At 60.7% G+C, this 15,308-nt stretch carries 14 protein-coding genes and 1 riboswitch; of the genes, 3 read left to right on the plus strand and 11 right to left on the minus strand.

The annotated features are described in order from the left end of the window. Positions 1–62: 62 nt before the first annotated feature. The 6 genes from C8K44_RS25725 to C8K44_RS25750 are packed head-to-tail and all read right to left on the minus strand — an operon-like array spanning position 63 to position 5,809. On the minus strand, positions 63–815 hold the full coding sequence (locus C8K44_RS25725) for an ABC transporter ATP-binding protein (protein ID WP_109578609.1): 753 nt from the start codon (positions 813–815) through the stop codon (positions 63–65). Continuing rightward, positions 812–2,566: a dipeptide/oligopeptide/nickel ABC transporter permease/ATP-binding protein gene (locus C8K44_RS25730; RefSeq protein ID WP_109578610.1), complete on the minus strand. Its 1,755-nt coding sequence runs from the start codon at positions 2,564–2,566 to the stop codon at positions 812–814. Before C8K44_RS25730 ends, C8K44_RS25725 begins: the two co-directional genes overlap by 4 nt. Beyond that, entirely contained in the window at positions 2,559–3,521 is a 963-nt protein-coding gene (gene nikB, locus C8K44_RS25735; RefSeq protein WP_109578611.1) for a nickel ABC transporter permease, read from the minus strand. Before nikB ends, C8K44_RS25730 begins: the two co-directional genes overlap by 8 nt. 3 nt (positions 3,522–3,524) lie before the next feature. Then, the gene (locus C8K44_RS25740) at positions 3,525–4,517 is read right to left on the minus strand and encodes an ABC transporter substrate-binding protein (RefSeq protein WP_109578612.1); all 993 of its coding nucleotides are present in this window, start codon (positions 4,515–4,517) and stop codon (positions 3,525–3,527) included. Further along, positions 4,408–5,046: an ABC transporter substrate-binding protein gene (locus C8K44_RS25745; protein WP_109578613.1), complete on the minus strand. Its 639-nt coding sequence runs from the start codon at positions 5,044–5,046 to the stop codon at positions 4,408–4,410. Before C8K44_RS25745 ends, C8K44_RS25740 begins: the two co-directional genes overlap by 110 nt. 1 nt (position 5,047) lies before the next feature. Next, positions 5,048–5,809 carry a (2Fe-2S) ferredoxin domain-containing protein gene (locus C8K44_RS25750; protein ID WP_245417633.1) on the minus strand — a complete coding sequence of 254 codons (762 nt, stop codon included), beginning with the start codon at positions 5,807–5,809 and terminating at the stop codon, positions 5,048–5,050. 181 nt (positions 5,810–5,990) lie between these two features. Beyond that, a riboswitch (cobalamin riboswitch) is annotated at positions 5,991–6,205 on the minus strand. 222 nt (positions 6,206–6,427) lie between these two features. On the opposite strand from C8K44_RS25750, the gene C8K44_RS25755 reads away from it, so the two are divergent. Further along, complete coding sequence (locus C8K44_RS25755; protein ID WP_109578620.1) at positions 6,428–7,054, plus strand: tyrosine-type recombinase/integrase; 627 nt, start codon at positions 6,428–6,430, stop codon at positions 7,052–7,054. A gap of 266 nt (positions 7,055–7,320) precedes the next feature. Here the strand turns inward: C8K44_RS25755 and C8K44_RS25760 are convergent, their stop codons facing one another. The 5 genes from C8K44_RS25760 to C8K44_RS25780 all read right to left on the minus strand — a co-directional run bounded on the left by C8K44_RS25760 (position 7,321) and on the right by C8K44_RS25780 (position 12,769). After that, entirely contained in the window at positions 7,321–8,886 is a 1,566-nt protein-coding gene (locus tag C8K44_RS25760; protein WP_245417634.1) for an amidase, read from the minus strand. 59 nt (positions 8,887–8,945) lie between these two features. Continuing rightward, positions 8,946–9,731, minus strand: a complete 786-nt coding sequence (locus C8K44_RS25765; RefSeq protein WP_109578614.1) for an alpha/beta fold hydrolase — start codon at positions 9,729–9,731, stop codon at positions 8,946–8,948. Between the two features lie 122 nt (positions 9,732–9,853). After that, a complete protein-coding gene (locus C8K44_RS25770) occupies positions 9,854–11,155 on the minus strand; it encodes a TRAP transporter large permease (RefSeq protein WP_109578615.1) in 1,302 nt (433 codons plus the stop codon). 81 nt (positions 11,156–11,236) lie between these two features. Beyond that, a complete protein-coding gene (locus tag C8K44_RS25775; protein WP_109578616.1) occupies positions 11,237–11,713 on the minus strand; it encodes a TRAP transporter small permease in 477 nt (158 codons plus the stop codon). An 18-nt stretch (positions 11,714–11,731) separates the two neighbouring features. Further along, positions 11,732–12,769, minus strand: a complete 1,038-nt coding sequence (locus C8K44_RS25780; RefSeq protein WP_245417635.1) for a TRAP transporter substrate-binding protein — start codon at positions 12,767–12,769, stop codon at positions 11,732–11,734. Between the two features lie 141 nt (positions 12,770–12,910). Between C8K44_RS25780 and C8K44_RS25785 the strand changes: the two genes are divergently transcribed. Next, positions 12,911–13,705 carry an IclR family transcriptional regulator C-terminal domain-containing protein gene (locus tag C8K44_RS25785; RefSeq protein WP_109578622.1) on the plus strand — a complete coding sequence of 265 codons (795 nt, stop codon included), beginning with the start codon at positions 12,911–12,913 and terminating at the stop codon, positions 13,703–13,705. Between the two features lie 52 nt (positions 13,706–13,757). Beyond that, positions 13,758–14,651 (plus strand): dihydrodipicolinate synthase family protein, encoded by an 894-nt coding sequence (locus C8K44_RS25790; RefSeq protein ID WP_109578618.1) that lies wholly within the window; start codon positions 13,758–13,760, stop codon positions 14,649–14,651. Positions 14,652–15,308: the final 657 nt, after the last annotated feature.

The following is a 15,308-nucleotide window of genomic DNA, read 5'->3' on the forward strand; positions in this document are numbered from 1 at the left end:
GGCAGTTATCGCTTATCAGAGGCTCGAAACCGGACTGTCCGCTGACGGCCCCATTTGAGCCCTCACCCCGGCATCGGCAGCACGTCGCGTAGGAGCGCCTGGGTGTATGCGTGCGTCGGGCGGCTCAGTACGTCATCGACTTTGCCGGTCTCTACGACGTTGCCCTTGTCGAGCACGACGATGCGTTGGCAGATGTCGGCCACCACGGCGAAATCGTGGGTGATCAGAAGATAGCTGATGCCGGAGGTGCGGTGGAGGTCCAGCAGCAGTTCGATCAGCCGCGCCTGGACCGAGACATCGAGCGCCGACAATGGCTCGTCGAGGATGAGCAGATCGGGCTCTGGAGCCAGAGCCCTGGCGATGCACACGCGCTGGCATTGGCCCGTGCTGAGTTCATGCGGGTGGCGGTCGAGCAGATCGGCGCTCAACGCGACGCGGTCGAGAAGGCGGGCAAGCCGAGCCAGCCGAATTACGCCGCGTTCCGCAGGCAGCCAGTTGTCGAGCGGTTCGGAAAGCAACTGGCGGACCGTCCACCGCGGATTGAGGCTTGAGCGCGGGTCCTGGAACACGGCCTGCATGCCGCGCCGTGCGCGGCGCCTCACCGTGCGTTCCGACAAGGATTCGCCGTGCCACAGTATGCGCCCGACGTGCGGCCGCTCCAGCCCGAGGATGCACTTCGCAATCGTGCTCTTGCCGGAACCTGACTGGCCGACGAGGCCGACGATCTCTGATCTGCCCACGCCAAAGGCCACCTCCGTCAAGACCTGGTGATCCCTGTAGCGCTTCGACAGTCCTTCTACCAACAGCATCGTCATTCCGCGGCCGCCTGTATCAGTCTCATTCGCCGTCCGGGCATCGCTGCGATGAGTTCGCGCGTGTAGGGATGGGTGGCGCCAGCGAATATCTCCTTAGTCAAGCCGCGTTCCATGACCTCGCCTCCACGCATGATGACAACCCGGTCGGCTACGCGCGAGATCACGCGCAGATCGTGCGACACGAACAGCAGCGCCAGCCCATAGCGATCCTGAAGACCGCGCAGCAGATCGAGGATGCGTATCTGGGTCGAGACGTCCAACGCAGTCGTGGGCTCGTCGGCGATCAGCAGCGCCGGTCGGTTAACGATCGCCATGGCTATGACGGCGCGCTGGCGCATGCCTCCGCTCAGCTCGTGTGGGAATTGTCGCATTACTCGCCTGGGCAGATCCACCTCGTCCAGCACTTCGCGCAGCCGATCTTCTAGGGCTGCGCGAGACGGTGCGAGATGGGTCTGCATGACCTCGCCAATCTGGTCGCCGACCCGCAGCACCGGGTTCAGTGCCGAGAGCGGATCCTGGTTGACCAGCGCTATGGATCGCCCTCGTACGTGCTGCCAGTCGTCCCATGACCATCCCGCGGTGTCCTCCCCGAACAGGCTGGCGCTTCCGGCGGTGAGGGCCAGAGGCGGTCGGGTGAGGCCAAGCGACAGCGCGGCCAGCGTGCTCTTTCCGGAACCGCTCTCGCCGATCAGGCCAACGCTTTCGCCGCGAGTGACCCGCAGGCTCACATTGTTCAGGATGCGCCTGCCGAAATAGGGTGAACGGCGGTCGGTGACCTCGATACAGACGTCCTGCATATCGAGCGCAGGCGCGGCGACTTCGTCTTTATGTGGAGCGGCAGGAGCCGCCGCAAGGCGGCTCGGCTGGGTTGCACCGAGCAGCGGCAATCGCAACCAATTGCGCGGACCGTGCACCGGGCGGCCCTCGACACTGTCGCGCACGATGTCGCCGAAATAATTCGCCGCAAGCACGACGACGAAGATCGCAAGGCCGGGAGCAAGCACCAGCCATGGCGCGATCTCCATGTTGTTGCGGCCTTCATTGAGCATGGCGCCCCATTCCGGCGCAGGCGGCGGCACACCGAGACCAAGGAAAGAGAGGGCGGAGACGGCGAGGATCAAATTGCCAATATCGAGCATGGCGAGCACGAGGATTGGGCCAATCAGGTTGAGCGCGATATGGCGCGTCAAAATCTTCCACGTCGGCGTGCCGAGGCAGCGCGCTGCCAAAACATAACCTTCCTGCGTCACCTGCAGCGTGAAGCCGCGGATGATGCGCGCATAGGCTGGCCACGCGACGACGGAGATGGCGATGATCAGCGGCACCATGCCGCCACCCATCAGGGCGGCGACGGCAATGGCGAGCACGAGACGGGGAAAGGCCAGCAGGACGTCGATGATCTTGGTCAGCACGAGATCGACCACACCGCCGAAATAGCCAGCGACGACGCCCACCGTTACACCGATCGACATGACGATCAGCACGGCGACGCCGGCAACCGTGAGAGAGGTGCGGCCGCCGTAGAGCAGGCGTGTGAACACGTCGCGGCCGAAGTCGTCGGTGCCTAGCCAGTTTACGGCGTTCGGCGGCAGCAGCACCTGCTTGAAGTCCGTGCCGACTGGGCTGAGTGCCGAGATGAGCGGCGCTGCCAGAATGGCATCGATCATTGCCACAACGATCGCAAGCAGCACGATGCCGACGGGATCTCGGCGCAGGCCAACTTTGAAGCGATGCAGGACTCTATCAGACATGACCGCGCTCCTCCACCCGGACCCTGGGGTCGAGTAAGCGATAGAGGATGTCGACGACGAAGTTGATGATGACGAAGAGGGTCGCCATCAGCAGCGTGAATCCCTGAATGACGGGGTAGTCGCGCCCGGCGATTGCCTCGACCATGTAGCGGCCGACGCCAGGCCAGGCGAAGACGGTCTCCACGACCGCCGCACCGCCGAGCAGCCCGCCGGCGACCAGCGAGGCCGCGGTCAGAACGGGGATCAAAGCAGGGCGAAGCGCGTGGCGGAAGAGCAGGGTGCGCCGCTTCATGCCTTTAGCCTCGGCCATCAGCATGTAGGGTTGCGAAAGCGTGTCAAGCAGACTGGCGCGGAGCAGGCGCGACGTTGCCGCAGCGATGCCCACCCCGAGAGTGAAAGCGGGCAGGATGATGCTTTCCGGACGCCTGCCGCCCATGGCTGGCAACCAGCCGAGATTGATGGCGAAGAGATAGATCAGAAGGACCCCGAGGAAGAAACTCGGCAGGGATTCGCCTATGAGGCTGAGTATGCGCGTCACGTGGTCAGTGGTGCGCCCGGCATAGAGCCCACCGAGGATTCCACTGGGTATGGCGATGGCGAACATGACCAGCAGCGCGGCGCTGCCAAGCTTCAACGTCGCCGGAATGCGCACCGCCAGTTCCCCCGAAATTGGCTGGCGGCTGCGCAGGGAAGTTCCGAGATTGCCCGTCATCACACGTCCCAGCCACATTGCATATTGCTGCGGCAATGGATCGTTCAAGCCCATTTGGTCGCGCACCTCGTCGATGTCGCGCTGAGTGATTTGCGCGGAATCGAGGCCGGGTTCAACCATGGTCAAAAGCACAGCGGTTGCCGGATCGCCCGGGATAAATCGTAGCATCAGGAATACGGCTACGGTTATCCCGAGCAAGACCGACATCGCTGCCGCTGCCCGTCGGAGCACGTAGGCAACCACGGCCTATTCAGCCGCAATGTACATCGACGGTGTAATGTCGCGCGGACGCTCGACATCCACACCCGCAACGCGTGCCGCATGCGCGATACCGATCAGTTCAGCATTCGCGACGTAGATCAGCGCGGTGTCGGCCATCACCTTCTTCTGAATCTCCTTGGCGAGTGCGAAGCGCTTCTCGCTGTCGGCCTCGGTGCGGAGTCGGTCGATGAGCTTATCGACGACTGGGTTGGAGTAGCGCTGCCAGTTCTGCACCACGTCGGTGCGGTAAAAGCTGGAGAGCTGGCCGTTCAGGTCGCCGGTCGCGGTTCCGCACGAGCAGTAGGTCGCGATGTCAAATACCCCGTCGAGCATGATCTGGTTCGATGCAGTCGGTTCGACCACGTGCAGCTTGGTCGAGACGCCGATCTTGCGCCATTGCGCCTCCAGCGCGATGGCCACGGTCTGCCACCAGCCATAGGTGAGCAAGGTGAACTCGAGCTTCTTGCCGTCTTTCTCTCGGATGCCGTCCGCACCGGGCCTCCAGCCGAGCTCGTCCAGCAGAGCCTCGGCGCGCTCCGGGTCCGTTTCCTGCTTTGTGTCGATCGAATAGGGCAGGCCTGCCGGGAAATGTCCCGTCGAATGCGTCGCGAAGGGAGCCATGACGCCATCGACGATCTCGTTGCGGTCCGTACCGAGGCTGAGCGCTTGCCGCAGCTTCACGTCCTGAAGCAGCGGGTTGCGGTAGTTCATCCATATGTTCCAGTTGCTCGCATTGACCACCGGGAAATTGTAGTCGTCGCTGCGTACATACGCGCGGCGGTGCTCGAACTGGACGTTGGCGTCCATGTCGGCCTCGCCGGACTGCATCGCGAGGTAGCGCGTCTGCGGATCGACGACGAAGCGCGCTTCAAGCCGCTGGATCTTGGGCTGTTCCTTCGAACGGTTCGGCGACCACCAGCTCTCCCGGCACGAACTCGGTCGGCTTGAAGTAGCCCGACAAGTCGGCTTCCAGCGCATAGCGGTCGCCGAGTTCGGCGACACGAGCAGTGTTGTGGACGGCGATCGTCACGGTCTTGAACAGGAAGGCGGGGTCTGCCTGCTCTGTCCTGATCTCCAGCGTGGTTGGCCCGACCGCCTTGAACGTCGCTCCGCGCAGGATCGAAGCCGCGCGCTTGTTCTGCGCCTGGTGCCGCTCGAACGATGCCTGGACGGACGCGGCATCGACGGGCGCGCCGCTCCAATACTTTGCGTTGGGCTGCAACTCGATACGCCACAGGGTCGGCTCGACCGCCTCCCAACTCTTCGCCAGCGCGGGAATAAGCTTCGCCCCATCGAGAGACGCGTGCACCAGCGGCTCCGCGTAGCCATTGTTGATGATGCGCTGCGCGTCGATGTTTATGGGATCGAGCGACCTTGGCATGTTGGCGGTCACGAGACGCAGCACCTGCTCGTCAGCCGGCGCTGCCTCTTGCGCAAGAGTCGGCAAGGCTAGGCTCGAGCATGCTGCCGCCAGCGCTGCCAGCGCGGCGCGGGTAAAATAGTTCATCTCACTCTCCTGTCGGGGGATTGACGGCTACGATGCGCAGCCTTTGCTTGCGGCCCGTCGGCTCATAGGCGAAATCCTGAACGACGCGACCGCCGAGCAGGTGTTCTTCGACGATGCGGTCCACCGCTGCCTCGGTGACGCCGCCGTAGTAGGTGCCTTCCGGAAAGACCTGGAGGACGGGAGCCAGGTTGCACGGACCAAGGCAGGTAGCCTTGGCAGTCATGGTGCCGTCGCCCGTTACGCGCAGCTTGCGATCCACCTGGACGTTGCGGAGATGGCCCCAGATCGCGTCGGCTCCGGCCGCGTTGCAAGCGCCGCCCTCGCAAACCAATACGCGCCGTTTCTGCGGCGGCACCAGTGATCCCTCCTGCCTCGCTGCGGCATCGGCGGGTATCGCAGGCTCAGCTGCGGCGCCGTTGATCAGCGCCGCCAGCAGCAGTTCGAAGTGAAGGCTCTGCGCGATGTCGCGGGAGACGCGGATTGGTGGCCAACCGCCCGGGTGCTCGCTTTGCCAACGCCTCAGCGAGCGCGTGATCCAGTTGAGGAAACTCGGCTCGAGCGGCAGCACCAGAGGCACAAGAATAATAGCCTCGTGGTTGCCGCCACGCAACGATAGAAGCGCATCGCGAAGCGAAGGCTGGCCCTGCTCGGAATAGCAGGCGACGGCGGCGGCCACGCCGGGCATCATCGCCACCATCTCGGCGATGCGGCGCATCTCCGAATGAGGAGTGGCCGCGAACGCCGACTTGGCGAGGAGCAGCACTGCCCTTGCCTTCGGCGCGCATGTATCTGCTGCGTCCAATGCATGGACGGAGCCTGCGATTTGGCGTGTATCTTCCAACGAAAAATCCCCGACCTGCTGCGGACGGGGATCGAGAAACGACGCATCGGAGACATACCATGGGCAGCCGCTGACGCGAACGCTCCTGTGGCACACCCCGACCACGGAACCTATGCAGTCAGGCAGGTCTCCTGGCTTGCGGGTCGTCGCTGCTTTGCCTGTCTTCCCGGCACGAATGCCAGTGACGTCGGTGGCAAAGCGGCTTGCCGCTTACAGTTGCGGGACAGCTCCGGATTTCCCTGACGGGGCACCGAATTCCCTCTTAGCTTCCACGACAGCCGAAACCGACGCAGAAGAACCTTGACTATCGCGAAACTAGACGAGTGGAAGCCGATGTCAACGGGATCGAACGAGCAAATGTCTACTCCTGTAAACTGGTTATCGCCTGAAGCGATCGATCTAAATAACAAAGCGGTTATTGTGCGTTCAGGCCCCGATGCCACGGCAGCTATCTGCGCATCGGTGGCCAAGGCCTGACCGTCTGGTTTCGGCCCCCACACTATCTCTCTACTGGCCATGTTGGCCAAAGGGAAAAATGTCATGGGTACCTCACAGTATGACCTAGCCGCCAAAGGTCGGCCCGCCTGGAACGCAGGCAAGCAGGTTGGCGCCAAACGAGCGCTCAAAGTGAAGCAAATCTGGTTGATCCGCTTCTTCCTGGATCGCGAGGGGCGGATGCGCGACCGCGCCTTGTTTGACCTTGCAATCGACAGCAAGCTTCGCGGTTGCGACCGTTATAAGATCGGGTCGCTAGTTTCCGGCCCGGCAATACGGACCCGATCGATGGTGATCCAGCAGAAGACCGGCCGGCCTGTGCAGTTCGAGATCACCGCAGACACCAGGGCAAGTCTGCTCGAGTGGCTCGAGCGCCGCGGTGGCAGTATCGAGGACTACGCGTTCCCGAGCCGAGTTGACCGCGAGGGGCACCTCAGCACCCGACAGTACGCGCGATTGGTCGATGAATGGGTTACGGCGATTGGGCTGCGTCCCGAGGAGTACGGAACACATTCGCTCCGCCGAACCAAGACTGCCCTGATCTACAAGGCCACCGGAAATCTTCGAGCTATTCAGATCTTGCTTGGACACACCAAGATAGAAAACACGGTTCGATATCTCGGGGTCGATATCGATGACGCATTGACGCTTGCCGAGACAACCGAAATCTGAGTGCCGCGGCCTCGCGAGAATTGGCGAGGCCGTATTCAGCACCGCGCCTTCACGTCGGACATGGAGATTGGCTCCGTCCTTTCCGAGAAGCGGTCATTCCAGTTGACGATCTAACGATCGCGCTTGCATCGGAGGCAGCTGTCTGGCCTGGGCTACGTCTCAACAAGACCGAACGTGCGCTATCGCGATGACGTATTTGCTATTTGCCGCAACTGCTACCTTCTCCCCGCGTAGCCACGTGGGGAGAAGGTGCGCCGCTCGTCACATCAAAGTTCTGCGATGATCGCCTGAACCTGTTGTGCGACCTGCAGAAGCAGCTTTTCTTCGCCAAACGCTGCAACGAGCTGGAGGCCCATCGGAAGCCCGGCACTATTGAAGCCGCAAGGCAGGGTGATCGCGGGAAGACCGGACTGGTTGAACGGCGTCGTGAAGCGCGTCAAGGCGGGGTGCATCGGACGGATCTTGCCATTGATGACGACGTATTCGTCATCGATGCGGGGCGCCACGGTCGCGACAGTCGGCGTGATCAGAACGTGGACGTCCTTGAGCACGGCCTGCAGGTTCTCGCGCTGCATCGTGCGCAGTTGCTGTGCCTTGACATAGTCGACGCTCGACAGGAACTGGCCGACTTCGAGCCGCACCCGGACGTCTTCTCCCAGAACTTCCGGTGCTTTCTCGACCGCTTCCAGATAGACCTGAGCAGCTTCCGCGGTCACGGTCTGGATGTGGATGGGCAGGCAGTTTTCAATGGCGGGAATGGTGACCGGATTGATGCTGTGACCCTTGAGCGCGAGTCGCGCAACGACCTGCTCGATGCGTGCGAGGATTTCATCGTCGACTTCCTCGTAGAAGTAGTGCGATGGCTTGCCGAAGCGAATGCCGGAAATGGCGGTGGTTGCAGCGGGGCAGACTGTAGCCGGTTCAATGTCGGCCATGACGGCGTAAAGGAGTGCTGCATCTTCGACGGTCTTGCCGACCGGGCCGAGGTGGTCCAGCGACCAGGCCAGCGGCAGGACGCCGCCGCGATCAATGCGATCATAGGAAGGCTTCAGTCCGACCACGCCGCAGAAGGTGGATGGGATGCGAATTGAACCCGACGTGTCGCTCCCCACCGAAACCGGCGTGAGACCAGCAGCGATGGAGGCTGCAGCACCCGAGCTCGATCCCCCAACCAGATGATGCGGGCTGTGCGGGTTGCCGACCCGGCCGAAGTGCGGATTGATGCCGGTCGCACCATAGGCAAGCTCGTGCAGATTGGTCATCCCGGCCATGACAGCGCCGGCCTTGCGGACGTTGGCAACAACTGGCGCATCACCGTGGCCAGTGCTTGCCGGCAGCGCGCGCGTGCCGCCGGTGCGCGGATAACCTTTCACGAACATGAAGTCCTTGATCGGGACAGGTACCCCCGCCAGAGGGCCAACCTCTTCGCCTTTGGCGATGCGCGCGTCGATGGAGCGTGCTTCCTCGCGCATCAGGTCGCCGTCGAATGACGTGAACAGGTTGAGGGCCTTCACGGCCTCTGCCTTGGCGATGTAGTCCTCGGCAATCTCCAGCGCGCTCACTTCTTTGGAACGCACCTTGCCGGCCATCACACTGGCGTTGCTTGCGGTGTACGATCCCGAACCGGTGACGGATTCCGTCTTGAGCGGGAGGCGCGGAGCGGTCAGTTGCGGCTCATGCGTTGTCAGCGGGATCGCCATGAAGTTGCGCAACTCTTCCTCGTTTACGCGCAGACGAGCCTCCCAGCGCGGCAAGCGGTCTTCGATGCGCGTTTCACGATAGGTCGAAACCGCATCGATCATTGCCGGCATCGTCTCTTTTTTCCACGACATGTGGCTCTCCCAGGACATGATTGGTCGTTGCTTGTTGGTCGGACTGCTGGATTGGCGTTTCACATCCTGCCTTGCAGGAAGCTCATCACGGTGGTGTTGTAGGCGTCGGCTGCGGTCTGGGGACAGAAATGTCCTCCTTCCGGCATCTTCACTATTTTGGCGCCCTTGATGCCCTCGGCCAGCTCGTCCCAAAGATGATGCGGCGTGACCGCATCGTCGATCGCGCCGATCAGTAAGGTGTCGATATCGATCCGGTCGAGCTGGCCGCGGGAATCGAAATCCAGCAATGCTTGGATGCGCGATGCGATTGTCGGTGCGTCGCCACTTTCGTTGTTTCCGGACGGCTGCAGAAACTCGGGATTCCTGCCGAGGAAGGAGGGAGGATAACGCACGATGCGTCCGAACTGCTCGTAGGCATGCATTCCGATCTTCTCGAGAATCTGCAGCCGTGTGCCGAACAGCGTGCGGAAATACTCGTCGCCGTAGCTCCAGGTCGCGCTCAGGACCAATTTGCGCAGGTCATGCTTCTGACGGATTGCCAGCGCCTGAGCGATCGCACCGCCGGTCGAGTGGCCGATGATATGAATATCGCTGAGGCCGAGATGTTCGATAAGCGCTTCGACATCATCCGCCATGAGGTCAACCGAGAACTTTTCCGTTTCGGCCTTGCTGCGCCCCGTGCCGCGATGGTCGTGAACGATGACGCGAAAATGGCTCTGGAAGAACTCGACCTGCTTTCTCCAGAAACTTCCCACGCCACCAAGGCCCGGAATGAGCAGCAGAGGCGAGCCCTGTCCGGCTTCCTCGAAATAGAGCTGCCCATTCCTGATATTTACAAACGGCACTAGAATACTCCTGGCAGAAATACTGAATTTTCAAAACATATTGGGGGCCTGACCTGCCGGGTGTCGGAAATAGGCAGGTCTTGCATGCGAAGGGGACGGGTCCCCTCCGCCGGGGCACATGACTAATTCACGAGATTTGGAAGGAACATCACCAGCGCGGGGAAAGCGCACACCAGGATGATCCGAAGGATGTCCGCGATGATGAAGGGTGTGACGCCCTTGTAGATTTCCCAGATGTCGGTCTGCCGTGAAAGCCCCTTGATCACGAACACGTTCAATCCGAATGGCGGGCTGATCATACCGATCTCGACGGTCATGGTAACGACCACGCCGAACCAGATCGGATCGAAGCCGAGCTGGGTGATGATCGGGTAGACGATCGGGACCGTGATCAGCACCACCGCCGTTGCATCCATGATGCAGCCGAGCAGGAGCATGACGAGCAGGATGACTGCCAGCGTGCCATATGCGCCGAGATTTGCTTCCATCAGCAAGACGGAGATTTTCTGCGGCGTCTGAGTGATCGTAAGGAAATAGCCGAACAGCATGGCACCCGCGAGGATGGTGATGATCGCCGCGCCGGTGTGAACGCTCTCGATCAACGCCTCGACAAGCCGCTTGCCGGAGAAGCTTCCCATGGTAAAGCTGATGACGATTGCGCCTGCTGCGCCAATGGCACCTGCTTCAGTGGGGGTGAACAACCCGCCATAGATGCCGCCGATCACCAGGATGATCAGAAGCAGCATCGGGGACAACTTGCTGAGGGACGAGACTCGTTCGCGCATTGGCGTGGGCTGGCCGGTCGGTGCGTCCTGTGGTCGCCTCCAGATCCATATCCGCACCGTCAGCATGTAGAAAAGAACGGCAAAGAGCCCGGGAACAATCGCTGCCATGAAGAGCAAGCCAATGCTCTGTTGGGTGATCAGGCCGTAGATTGCCAGAGCGATGGACGGCGGAATGAGGATGCCGAGGGTGCCGCCGGCGGCGATGACGCCAGTGGCCAGCCTGTCAGAATAGCCGTATTTGCGCATTTCCGGCAGGCCGATGCGCGTCATCGTTGCCGCGGTGGCAGCAGACGAGCCGCAAATTGCCGCGAAACCGCCGCAAGCCGCGATGGTCGCGGTCGCCAGCCCGCCGCGGAAACCGCCGAACCATGCCTGTGCAGCGCGGAACATGTTTGCACTGATGCCCGAGGCCACGACGACAGCGCCCATCAGGACGAACAACGGAATGAGGCCCATCGTATAGTCGGAGAATGTCGTGATCACCGAATGGGAAACGAGTTTGAATGCAGGCGCAAATCCGGTCAAAAGACCAAATCCGACCATTCCGGCCGATCCCATGGCGAGGCCGATGGGAACGCGCAGGGCGCAAAGGAGCAACATCAGCCCGAAGCCGACGCCAATAACGAGATTGGTATCCATGTTGGAATACTTTCCGGAGAAATCGTGTGGTGATGCCGCCCAGGACACGAAAGGCGTCAGGAAATCCTGACGCCTCGTCCGTCACATGAGGATTTGTACGGGTTCGTGTCGCGCGGGCGAAATCACCTGCTTCAACAGCACGACAACGGCAGCAAGAATGCCTAGCCAGGCAGCCGCCTGGAATCCCCAAATGGGGATTCCAAAGTCAAGCGTCTGCAAGTGCGCACGCATCGTATCCTGGACCTTGATGAAAAGGGCTGTGCAATAGCCGCTCATGATCAGAAGCGAGATTAGCGCACCGATACGGCCAACCACATTTTTCATCTTGTCGCTCAGGCGCCCCCAAAACACATCCAGGTAGATGTGACTTTCGTTCCGGAAGGCACCGGCAACACCCCAGCATACAACCACACCCAGCAACAACCGCGTCAGTTCGTAGTCGTCTGGCAGCGGCGCATTGATGGCAAAACGGCTAATCACCGAGAGCGTCGTCAAGAGGACCATGCACATCAACAGAAATGCAGGGACCAGATTGATCGCGGATCGCAGAATACGCATGGCGTGGTCTTTCCCGGATTAGTAGCTCGCGCCGTAGCTATCCAGCTTCGCCTCTAGCTCTTCGAAGACCTTGGCTCCGTCGACGCCGGTTGCGGCCACTTCCTTTTCCCAGGCAGCGCGGACGTTTGCGGACATCGCCTTCCAAAGATCGAGCTGCTCCGGCGAAAGCGACACGATATTGTGCCCTTCCTTGTTTTTGAGAATCTCGCGTCCCTCATCTTCATATTCCGTCCACGCCTTGGGCATGCGCTCGGAAGCATCGGCTCCGCAATTCTTGTCAATTGCCGCCTTCTGCTTGTCCGAAAGGCCATCATATGAAGCCTTGTTGATCACAAGCGCCGTCGCCAGCGAATAGAGCTTGGCATCCATGTGGTACTTCAGTGCGCGGTCCGCTCCGAGCGACGTCGTTAGCTTCCACGGGAACGAAACCGCATCCACCACACCGCGCTCGACAGCCTCGGCCGCATCGTTCGCGGACATCTGAATCGGAGCTCCACCGGCCAGGCGATAAAGCTCAGCCGCCATCTTGTTGGGCGAGCGGATCTTCATGCCCTCAAGGTCTTCGGGCACTTCAACCTTCTTGCGGGAATGGATGCTGCCGCCGCCGTCATAGAACATGGCGCAGACCTTCACGTCGGCCATTTCGGCGCCCATGTAGGGCGAGTACCACTCATAAAGAGCGCGCGATCCCTTGTCGTTGTTCGAAACGAGGAACGGGATTTCTGCGCCCGAAACAATCGGGAAACGACCCGGCTCGATGCCTACCAGGTAGAACGCGATGTCGACGATGCCGTCGCGCGCCATGTTGTAGTGGTCCTTGGCTGCGCCCAACTGCTGTGCCGGATAAATATCGATCTTGATCGTATCTCCGGACGCTTCGGAAACAGCCTTCGCCCAGGGCTCCATGACGCCGTAGTGAAGCGCGTTATTGGTTGGAAGGTTATGAGACAGACGCAGCGTGACATTGCTGTCTTGAGCCTGCGCCACTCCCAAACCTGCGCAGCCAGCGATCAATGCGCCAATTGCAGCAACCGTATTTCTCAACTTGTAAGCCACGCTGGCTCCTCCCTACAAACTTATCTAGTTCCACTAAACGGAACTATATTTCCGCTTAGTGGAACTTTCTTACTGGACACGTAGAAAGCGGTCAAGATAGAAGCTGGATTGCGATTGGAACGAATTGGGGGGAGTTTGGTCGTGAGCGACACTGAGAAGCAAAATCGCGATCCGCTGGAGCGGCAGCTGCAGATTCTGGAGTTGCTTGTCAGCTATCCACAGGGACGGTCATTCACCGACATTCGCAATGACCTGAGCCTGCCCAAAGCGTCGACAAGCCGCTTGCTGAAGACGCTCGCGAGTGCAGGTTGCGTCCAGCTCGAGAAGAACGCGTCCAGCAGTTCTTCGGCTTTTTACGTCCTCGGCGAGCGCATACGCGGGATGCTGCGCGGCATCATGGATCCGGACCAGACGGTGACGGTTGCCCACGCCATCCTGCACGAACTGGCCAAGGAAGCCAACGAAACGGCGTTCCTTTCCGTGCTGCGTGGCGACAAGGTGGAAAACCTCGTCATGGCCTCGCCTGCAAAGGACGCCCATGGCTACGTCAATCCGGGGCGCGTCGTTCCTGCCCACGCGGCTGCGGCCGCCAAGGCGATATTTGCCTATCAGGTCGAGGCGGTCTGGAACCGTGTGCTGCGTCAGCCTTTGGCGGCGCTGACGGACAAGACCATCACCGATCCGCAAAAAGTCCGCGAAGAATATGTGCGTGTCCGCGACAAAGGCATTGCCTATTGCCGCGAGGAAATCGATTCCGGGCTGATGGCTATCGCAGCTCCGGTCCACCTGAAGGAGATCGGCGTGATCTATGCCGTCTCCATTGTCGGCCCGAGTTCGCGGATCCGCAATCTGGAGGCAGAGCCGCTCGATGCGATGTTGAAGAAGGCCGCCACGCAGCTTTCGGCAGCCTTCGAGCGCGTCATCCTCTCCGCCTGACTCGTCGCCCCTGTACTCCCAAACCTTCCGACGAACAGCACAAGGACAATCCATGTCGCATTTTTACGGCGTCATACCTTACATCGTCAGCCCTCTGACGGCCGACGGCAACATCAATGAGAAAGTGCTGGGCGACCTTTGCAATGACCTGATAGCCAAGGGGGTGACCGGGCTGACGCCCCTCGGCAGCAATGGCGAATACGCCTATCTCTCTGATGCGCAGAAGCGCCGTGTCGTCGAGATCGCCGTTGAAGCCAGCAGCGGACGGGTTCCGGTTGTTCCAGGTGTCGCAAGCGTCTCCACCGAAGGTGCCATCGAACAGGCAAAACTTTACAAGAAGATCGGCGCCGAAGGCATCGTAGGGGTTCTGGATTCCTATTTCCCCCTCAACGAACAGGAAATCAGGAGCTATTTCCTCGATATTGCCAATGCGGTGGATCTTCCAATCGTTGTCTACACCAACCCCAATTTCCAGCGCACGGATCTGTCCATCGACACGATCTGCACGATCGCGGAGCATCCGAACATCGTCGGCCTGAAGGATGCGTCGACGAATACAGGTCGCCTGCTGTCGATCCTAAATCGCTGCGAAGACAAGCTCGATGTGTTCGCCGCATCGTCGCACATTGCCGTCAGCGTGATCATGATGGGCGGAAAGGGTTGGTTTGCCGGCCCCGCCTGCGTGCTACCCGAGCAGAGCGTTGAACTCTACAATGCCTGCAAGCGCGGAGAATGGGAATATGCCGCCAAGATCCAGAAGCGCCTGTGGGGCTTCAACGAGGTCTTTGCGCGCTACCGCCTGGCAAGCTGTATCAAGGCGGCGTTGCAGTCCCAGGGCTATGCGGTTGGCGATCCGATCCGCCCGCAGACACCGCTGGATGCGGCCGCGGTGAAGATCGTGACCGATGCACTTCAGGCCGCGTCGTCACTCGAATTTGCCGACTGATGGCAACATCGCAGGGGCGCATGTCCAGCGTGCCCCTGTGAGCCTCTTTCTCGGCATGAGGTGTGGCAGGTTAGCGTGAAAGTCATGGGCGCCTACCAGGACTTTCTCCACAATGCGGCGATCTTGACGGTGAAGGTGGATCCCGAGACCCTGGCCATTTCCAAATGGTGCTCCCTTCTGGTCGAAGGTCAATGACTTCGACAAGGCTGCAATCGAAGCCGACGCAAAAGCTTGCAACTATTGATCACTTGAAGGGCCGGCGACCGATCCGGCCCCTCCCTTTCAGAGTGAACAGGCTTGAACCTCTTCTGCGCCCAGCGGCTCGATGTTCATGTTGGCAGCAAAGTCGTTTGGGCTGGTCGTCCGCTTTCTGCGGTAGCCAACCTGACAGCTATAGACTTGGTCGTTGCGTTTGGGTCAGTTCACGTCGATGCATGCTAGTCGAATGAAGGTCTGCTTCTGATATTCCGAGCGTCGTACCGGCCGGTCCGCTAGCGTGATGAGTTTCGGGCGCCGGCGGGCGTACGAAAGTCCCCGAGGAAGGAACCCGCGGGCCACAGTTAACGGCTATGGAAATTTCGATCTGCGGCCGATGTCGGCGTTGGCGCGGCCGCCGATGGGAAGCGCGAGGTGGATGCGGACAGGCCGCTTGGTTGC

Origin of the sequence: Aminobacter sp. AP02 (genome assembly GCF_003148805.1) — a bacterium.
Taxonomy (GTDB): Bacteria; Pseudomonadota; Alphaproteobacteria; order Rhizobiales; family Rhizobiaceae; genus Aminobacter.